Below are 7,535 nucleotides of genomic sequence, written 5' to 3'. Positions count from 1 at the left end.
ATGGTCAGGCTCGCGTTGGGCTGAATACTCATAATGTAAGCAAATGGCAGACGTATCAACAAAGTCTGAATAAGTCCCTGGGTCATGACCCACACGGTTTTGTTATTTCCATTAAAGTAGCCTATCATACTGAACAATACTGCGGTTACAATGGTCTCTGGAGCAAATCCTTTGAGATAAGCAAAACCGTTCTGGATGACTGCTTCATCTGTGGAGAAGAATCCGGTCAGCACATCACCTTTCAGCATCACCAGTGCAAATACAAAGCATCCTACCACCAGTCCTACGCCAATTCCGGTAAGCATGGACTGTCTGGCACGTTTCAGCTTTCCTGCACCCACATTCTGGGATACAAAGGATGCCATGGACTGCATCAGGGCACTTGGTACCAGCATTGCAAAGTTTACGATCTTACAGGCTACACCGTAACCGGATGATGCCTCCAGTCCCAGACGGTTGACAAAGGCGCAGAGTGCCAGAAAAGAAATCTGTGTCAAAAACTCCTGCAATGCCAGCGGAAGCCCGATCTCCAGAAATCTCTGACATTGAATATTCAATCGAAAATCCTTTTTGGTAATCTCAAATGGTAGCTGCTTCTTCATAAGAAGAATCACTGCAAATACCACACTGCATGCCTGGGCTGCCACCGTCGCAATTGCCGCACCGGCTGCATCCATATGAAGTCCGGCCACCAGAGCCAGATCGCCGAAAATATTGATGATACAGGCTACCAGCACGAACAAAAGCGGAGATTTACTGTCGCCAAGTCCTCTGAAAATTGCAGACAGCAAGTTATAAGCTACAACGAAGAAAATTCCTGCTCCACAAATCCGCACATAGGTAGCTGTCAGATCCACAGCCTCTGTGGGAGCCTGCATCAATATAGAAATCGGACGGGCAAAACCCACCATTACTACAAACAGAACGACAGAAATAATGGTAAAGACAATGGCGGATCCACCGATAACAGAACCGATCTGCTCCGGCTTCTTTTCACCCAGATACCGGGCAATCAGCACCGTAATACCCATAGCTGTCTGTATTACTACAAAAGTAACCAGATTCAATACCTGGCTTCCGGTAGAAACGGCGGACAGTCCGGAAGTAGAACCAAATCTTCCCACTACCAAAAGATCTACCGCTCCATAAGCAGCCTGTAAGATCAATGCCCCAAGCACCGGCATCATAAAAGTTACCAGTTTCTTTAAAATACTTCCCTGTGTAAAATCTGATTGATCATTTGTCATAAGTCTCTCTCCTCTCGTTCATAATCTGATAAAACTTCTCAATTGTCCGAATCACACACTGTGCATCTTCTTCCGAAATCTCATCCATATACGGAACCAACATCCGGAAATACTGTTCATTATATTTCTGCGACAACTGTTTTCCCGCCTCCGTAACCACAATATAGGTCACTCGACCATCATCGGGCGAAGCAATTTTCTGCAGATATCCTTTTGTCTCCATCTCCTTTACGGTTCTGGTGACGCCGGGACGTGGAAGATTCAGCGCATCACTGATATCCGATACTTTTACATGAATCTCCTGTTTTTCCAGTATCTGGATGGCATCCAGGTAATGAATATAGGAAGACGTTACGCCATCCGGCAGTGGCGGCAGCAGATCCCTTGCCCTTTTTGCCTGATAACAGGCATCAAACATTTTTTTCAGTGTTTCAATTCTCATAATAAAAAATCTCCATATAATTACCAAAGTTAATTACTAATGATAATTATATGGGGATTTAAAAAATTGTCAATACTGTTTTTCTTTACAACTACGGAATTTCCATCAGTCACCATGTCATGCATGACGACATTCCATCCCACAATGTTGGATGGATGCAGACCAATGGACGGCTCATCCAGCACATAGAGAACTCCTGTAGTCCGGTTTCTCACTGCTCTTGCCAGCTGCATTCGCTGCCACTCACCAGTAGACAGGGTGGAAGCGGCACGATCCAGTGTCAGATAAGACAATCCGAGATCCATGAGCCGCTTCATTCCCTTTTCATCTTTTACTTTTGCAAGGGCATTTTCTACCGTATAGACTGCATTATAGTAGGTAAAATCCAGTTCCAGACCGGTCTCCTCTTACGATGAACCATTTTTTTGATTTACAGCCACCCACTTTTCCAAATACATTGACATCTTTTCTCTTGACAGGTTCACACAAATCGCCTATGCTGTACTTATTGAATAAGTACGCTTATTACGATAAGTACGCACAGTGAGGTAAGCAAGTGGAGATTATCATTAGTAATAGCAGTGATAAACCTATCTATGAACAAATCTGTATGCAAGTAAAAAGTTTTATTATGGACGGTACACTATCTGCTGGCGAAGCCCTCCCTTCTATGAGAGCTTTAGCAAAAGATTTGCATATAAGTGTTATTACCGTTCAGAGAGCATACGAAGATTTGACAAGAGATGGATTTATAGAAACTGTATCTGGAAAAGGCAGTTTTGTAGCATCACAAAACAGGGAATTTATTCAAGAGGAACAGTTACGAATTGCTGAAGAACTTTTGCAAAAAGTCGCAGAAATTGGTCGAGCGCATGGCATTAGTCTTGAGCAAATGACGAATATCCTAAAACTATTTTACGAGGAGTAACGAGAGGTGACAGCCATGGATAATAACATTTTGGTGCAGAATTTATGCAAGCAATTTGAGGGATTTTCTTTGGACAATGTTTCGTTCAAAGTCCCTAAAGGTAGGATTGTAGGCTTTATTGGCGAAAATGGTGCAGGAAAAAGTACCACTATCCATCTGATATTAAATGAATTAAACAAAGATAGTGGACAGATACAGGTATTTGGAATAGACCATACAATTCCAACTGTCAAAGAGAATATTGGCATTGTTTTTGACGAATGTAATTTTCATGATGTATTTACAGCCGCAGATATTGAAAAAATCTTGAAAGGTGTTTATAAGACATGGGATAGTAACCTCTTTTCACAATATTTGAAAAAATTCAAAATCCCGACCAAGAAAACAATTAGTGCTTTTTCAAAAGGAATGAAGATGAAACTTTCCATTATCTGCGCCATGGCACACAGACCTAAACTGTTGATTTTGGACGAAGCAACAACAGGTCTTGATCCCGTTGTGCGTGATGAAGTGTTAGACCTATTTTTGGAATTTATTCAAGATGAAGATTGCTCTATCTTCTTTTCATCGCATATTACTTCGGACATAGAAAAAATTGCAGACTATGTGATTTTAATTCATCAAGGCAAAATTATTTTCGAGGAACAGAAAGATAATCTTGTTTATAACTATGGCGTAGCAAAGTGCGGAAAAGAAAAATTTGCACTGCTTTCCTCTGATGATTATATCATACACCGAACTACTAATATGAGCGTGGAGTGTCTTGTCCGTGACAAAGAAGCGTTCAAAAAGAAATATAAGAATATCATTGTAGATAATGCCACATTAGAAGATATTATGCTTTTCTATGTGAAAGGAGGAATATCATGCGAGGATTGATTTATAAAGATATATCCATTTTTTTCAAGAGTATTGATAAGAAACTTATTCTGATTGCAGCAGCGGCTATTGTTCTACTTATTTTCAACGCTGGTATTTATGCCGGTTTATTTGCTTCTGTTATGTTTGCCATGACAATCGGTATGCAAAATATTATGAGTTTCGCAAGTGATGAAAAGGCAAGCTGGAAAAAATATCAATTAGCTATGCCGATAAGCAATTTTGCTGTTGTTGCAAGTAAATACATTTCTGTTATATATACGGTGGCAATCAGCATTTTGGGCAGTATTATGTTCAACGGTTTATCCAGTGTGATTTTTCAAAATTTTGATATGCTTATCTGGCTATTTTCGATCGGAGCAGCAGTTATTATCCCGTTATTATGGACAGGAATTTGCTTGCCATTAACTTATTGGTTTGGTTTTCGTTCTGCACAAACTATGGGATTGATTGTGGTAATTCCAATGTTTTATTTTGTAAAATATTTTGAAGATGGACCGGGAATGGCTGCTATGGTAAATTCTATTTATTCATATGTGCTTATCTCAGGGATAGCGGCAATTTTGATTTTTGGAATTTCCCTCATAATAAGCACCATTGGATATAGTCGCAAGAATTAAATCTGCCATTACCATTCAAACATACATTTATTGTTCCTGCCTGTCAAAGCATGATGCTTGGCGGGCTTTGTTTTTGTCACGATGAAAGGAGGTTTTTTTGAGGATTCGTGATTCTCCCTGAAAAGTAAATAACCGCAGGATTTTTCCTGCCCCATGCCGCCGTGCTGTTTGAAACAGATTTTTTTCTAAAACAGTGCGGCGGCTTTTTTTGTTTCCGGCCTGATACGGCCATATCACAAATTAAAATTTCTGAAATTAAAGGAGGAACTATATGGAATTTTTTGCGAGCGCGATTGATACTTTGAAAATCCTTGTGATTGCTCTGGGCGCATAGGGCGTTGTAAACCTTCTCGAAGGTTACGGAAATGATAACCCAGGTGCAAAAGCGGATGGTTATAGGCAAAATCCGGATAGTACTGTCCGGCATTATTCTCTGTAGTGAGATAATACGCTGCCAGATCAAGAAACAGGCCTGTGCCGCGGTCATCGCTGTAAAGGCCGCTGATGATCTTGTCAAGAAGGCTTTCCACCATCAGTTTTCGATCACGATCCATGTCCCGATGCGCAGGCAGCTGCTCCTGGCATCCCGTCCCTGATCCTCCGGCAGTTCGACGTCCGGAAAGTAAGTCAGAAAGTTTGGATTCGGATACATCATTTCCGGATCGTCTTCACATTTCTTACCGATCGTTGTGCGTTTGGAGATGTTGTATTTCTTGTCCGGCTTATAAATCCGGTCATACTCGTAATTGATGTAGACGACCCCTTTGATCGTCCGTTCATAAATCTTACCCTTGACCTCGGGTATTTTGACCTTAAAATCGTAGTACATTTAGATCGTTTAACCCTCATCGGAAATTAAGAGTGCATCTGGCGGTTTCCTATTCGGAATTGATTGCCCGGATCAATACGGCTCCAATCAAAAAAAGCCAGTCTTTCCGGCTGGACGATCTGATTGCCGCAAAGGAACGGGAACTTGCCAAAATCACCCGTTACAAGCAATCCCTTTATCAAGACTGGAAGGACGGGGAAATCTCCCAGCAGGAATACCGGGCGATGAAGGCCGACTACGAACAGCAGGCGGAGCGCCTGTCCGACGTGCTGGAACGCTTGACGGCTGAACGTGCGGAACTGGCAAACGGCGTTGACAACGAGCATCCCGCGCTGGTGGCCTTTATGAAGCACCAAAACATCAACGCTTTATATTAGAAAAACGCTGCCAATAAAACTGACAGCGCTCTTCTCTGAAAATTTATTTTAAGAAATTTGGCAACGAACTTCCCAACGTTCCTTCCGGCATCTCCAGTCCCATCATTTTCCAGTGGCCGGTCATGGTATCTTTTCCGCGGCATTTTGTTTCTGCTTTTTCTTCTCCACCTTCGGCGGCAGATAATGATTAATTTCTTCATAGGCTTCCACTTCCTCATCACTTTGCAATCCACGGGGAATCAACCCGGTGCAGTCCTGAGTGGATGCGGAATTGACCAGATAGTCGGTGGAATCAATTAGTTTCTGGTTATCTTTTTTCATAGCGAAACCTCCTGACAAAAATAGTATCCCCGGACTCTGATCAAATCATACCTCTGTTTTTTACTCCAACGTTTGAATATTCGTATTCTTTGAGCAGTGTTGAAAGGTAAAAATAATTCGCAGTATTTTCGTTGAATTTAAGCCAATTCCTTTGCGATAAGGTAAAATAAATGAAAAACTTTATCGCAGAGGAAGAGAACTGAACAGAGAGCAGGAAAGAATTAGAAAAAATCTGGAAAAGAATCCAGTTGCTGAGTGCAATAAGATCCAGAAGAAGTCCCGAAAATTTAATGACGAGCAGATCGTGGAAAACTTATATTCATTTTTGGGAGAAAGAAAAAAGGCTATGAAGTAAATTTACCTTTCGCAACTGATCAAGCAGTTCCGGAATTGCTTTTTCCACTCCTGCGTGTTACACTGGAACAAGTGCGTATTTTGCAAATAAATGGACAAAAGGGGATATGAAACATGAACAAACACAAAAGAAGTTCCTTCTCCGGAAAGCTGGGCTTTGTACTGTCAGCTGCCGGGGCTTCGGTAGGACTGGGAAATATCTGGCGATTTCCTTATCTGGCTGCCAAATACGGCGGTGGCATTTTTTTACTGATTTACATTATTCTGGCACTGACCTTTGGTTATTCCATGATCATGGCCGAGACTTCACTGGGACGGATGACCAGACGAAGCCCCGTAGGTGCCTTTGAGAATTTTGGGAAAACCAGACTCCGGTCTGCAGGCGGATGGATCAACGCCATCATTCCGATTCTGATCGTTCCTTATTACTCTGTTATCGGCGGATGGGTTATTAAATACCTGGTGGAATATTTCATGGGACACGGACAGGCACTGGCCTCCGATGAATATTTTTCTGGCTTTATTTCCAATGGATTATCCACGGAAATCTGCTTTCTTGTATTTACCTTTATTACCTTAGGTATTATTTATGCAGGTGTACGCAACGGAATCGAGCGCGTGTCCAAATTTATGATGCCGATTCTGGTGGTACTATCCGTCATCATTGCCGTTTATTCCGTCACCAGACCGGGCGCTATGGCCGGTGTGAAGTATCTTCTGGTCCCGAATATGGCGAATTTTTCCTGGATGACAGTGGTATCTGCCATGGGACAGATGTTTTATTCCCTGTCCATCGCTATGGGTATCCTGATCACCTTTGGTTCTTATATGAAAAAAGCGACTTCGATTGAAGACTCCACACAGAATGTAGAAATTTTTGATACGGCCATCGCCATTATGGCCGGTCTTATGATTATCCCGGCAGTTTTTGCTTTCTCCGGCGGTGATCCGAACACTCTGCAAGCTGGACCGGCGCTTATGTTCATCACCATCCCAAAAGTATTTGCCAACATGGGATTTGGAACCGTCATCGGCATCCTGTTCTTCCTGTTGGTACTGTTTGCTGCTGTGACCAGTTCCATTGCACTGACAGAAAGTGCTGTCTCCACCTTTGAAGATGAACTGCACTGGAGCCGTAAAAAAGCAACTGTATTTATGGGCGTCGTTATGGTTCTGTTAGGAACCCTCTCCTGCCTTGGCTATGGGCCGCTGGCCGGAGTTACCATCATCGGCATGCAGTTCCTTGACTTTTTCGATTTTCTGACCAACTCTGTTATGATGCCGATTGCCGCTATCGCGATCTGCCTGTTTGTCTCCAAAGTAGTCGGTCTGCAAAAAATGGAGGAAGAAATCACGCAGGATGGACAGCCCTTCCGCCGGAAGAAAATTTTCTACTTTATGATCCAGTATCTCTGCCCTATCTTTGCAGCTATTATACTGATCAGCTCCGTGGCAAATGCCTTCGGTTGGATATCCATGTAAAAAATCCCACATTCAGAATAATTCCCACCATAGTGGATACCGGCGCAGCCAGACCG

Annotated in this window: 7 protein-coding genes and 4 pseudogenes; 6 read left to right on the top strand and 5 right to left on the bottom strand. The window is 42.5% G+C overall.

Annotated elements, in window-relative coordinates; translation table 11 throughout:
• From LKD36_RS17140 to LKD36_RS17130, 3 genes and pseudogenes are all read right to left on the bottom strand, one after another.
• Positions 1-1,247: MATE family efflux transporter (locus LKD36_RS17140; RefSeq protein ID WP_308460362.1), on the bottom strand; the 1,247-nt coding region annotated here is incomplete at its 3' end.
• Positions 1,237-1,689 carry a MarR family winged helix-turn-helix transcriptional regulator gene (locus tag LKD36_RS17135; RefSeq protein ID WP_308460361.1) on the bottom strand — a complete coding sequence of 151 codons (453 nt, stop codon included), beginning with the start codon at positions 1,687-1,689 and terminating at the stop codon, positions 1,237-1,239. The genes LKD36_RS17135 and LKD36_RS17140, both read right to left, overlap by 11 nt.
• An 86-nt stretch (positions 1,690-1,775) precedes the next feature.
• Positions 1,776-2,081, bottom strand: a pseudogene (locus LKD36_RS17130) (ATP-binding cassette domain-containing protein); the annotation flags it as partial.
• A 164-nt stretch (positions 2,082-2,245) separates the two neighbouring features.
• On the opposite strand from LKD36_RS17130, the gene LKD36_RS17125 reads away from it, so the two are divergent.
• The 4 genes and pseudogenes from LKD36_RS17125 to LKD36_RS17110 form a co-directional block, all read left to right on the top strand.
• Positions 2,246-2,617: a GntR family transcriptional regulator gene (locus LKD36_RS17125; protein ID WP_055066322.1), complete on the top strand. Its 372-nt coding sequence runs from the start codon at positions 2,246-2,248 to the stop codon at positions 2,615-2,617.
• A 15-nt stretch (positions 2,618-2,632) separates the two neighbouring features.
• On the top strand, positions 2,633-3,496 hold the full coding sequence (locus LKD36_RS17120; protein ID WP_308460363.1) for an ABC transporter ATP-binding protein: 864 nt from the start codon (positions 2,633-2,635) through the stop codon (positions 3,494-3,496).
• Entirely contained in the window at positions 3,484-4,116 is a 633-nt protein-coding gene (locus tag LKD36_RS17115; protein ID WP_308460360.1) for an ABC-2 transporter permease, read from the top strand. Before LKD36_RS17120 ends, LKD36_RS17115 begins: the two co-directional genes overlap by 13 nt.
• Before the next feature lie 271 nt (positions 4,117-4,387).
• A pseudogene (locus LKD36_RS17110) lies at positions 4,388-4,519 on the top strand (Maff2 family mobile element protein); the annotation flags it as partial.
• Here the strand turns inward: LKD36_RS17110 and LKD36_RS17105 are convergent.
• Positions 4,500-4,945: pseudogene (locus LKD36_RS17105) on the bottom strand (IS1634 family transposase); the annotation flags it as partial. The pseudogenes LKD36_RS17110 and LKD36_RS17105 overlap by 20 nt on opposite strands.
• 29 nt (positions 4,946-4,974) lie before the next feature.
• Here LKD36_RS17105 and LKD36_RS17100 point away from each other — a divergent pair.
• Positions 4,975-5,316 (top strand): annotated as a pseudogene (locus LKD36_RS17100) (recombinase family protein); the annotation flags it as partial.
• 126 nt (positions 5,317-5,442) lie between these two features.
• Here the strand turns inward: LKD36_RS17100 and LKD36_RS17095 are convergent.
• Positions 5,443-5,643 (bottom strand): hypothetical protein, encoded by a 201-nt coding sequence (locus tag LKD36_RS17095; RefSeq protein ID WP_308460358.1) that lies wholly within the window; start codon positions 5,641-5,643, stop codon positions 5,443-5,445.
• 468 nt (positions 5,644-6,111) lie between these two features.
• On the opposite strand from LKD36_RS17095, the gene LKD36_RS17090 reads away from it, so the two are divergent.
• Entirely contained in the window at positions 6,112-7,479 is a 1,368-nt protein-coding gene (locus LKD36_RS17090; protein ID WP_308460357.1) for a sodium-dependent transporter, read from the top strand.
• The last annotated feature ends 56 nt before the right edge of the window (positions 7,480-7,535 follow it).

The sequence above is a fragment of the Hominiventricola filiformis genome (assembly GCF_020686965.1).
Taxonomy (GTDB): Bacteria; Bacillota; Clostridia; order Lachnospirales; family Lachnospiraceae; genus Hominiventricola; species Hominiventricola filiformis.
The sequence above is the reverse complement of the archived record's forward strand: the minus strand, read 5'-3'. Positions and strand labels throughout refer to the sequence as shown.

Coding starts and splice junctions, on each gene's coding strand:
- LKD36_RS17120 (WP_308460363.1), top strand. CDS start 2,633: ATGGATAATAACATTTTGGTGCAGAATTTATGCAAGCAATTTGAGGGA.
- LKD36_RS17090 (WP_308460357.1), top strand. CDS start 6,112: ATGAACAAACACAAAAGAAGTTCCTTCTCCGGAAAGCTGGGCTTTGTA.
- LKD36_RS17135 (WP_308460361.1), bottom strand. CDS start 1,689: ATGAGAATTGAAACACTGAAAAAAATGTTTGATGCCTGTTATCAGGCA.
- LKD36_RS17115 (WP_308460360.1), top strand. CDS start 3,484: ATGCGAGGATTGATTTATAAAGATATATCCATTTTTTTCAAGAGTATT.
- LKD36_RS17095 (WP_308460358.1), bottom strand. CDS start 5,643: ATGAAAAAAGATAACCAGAAACTAATTGATTCCACCGACTATCTGGTC.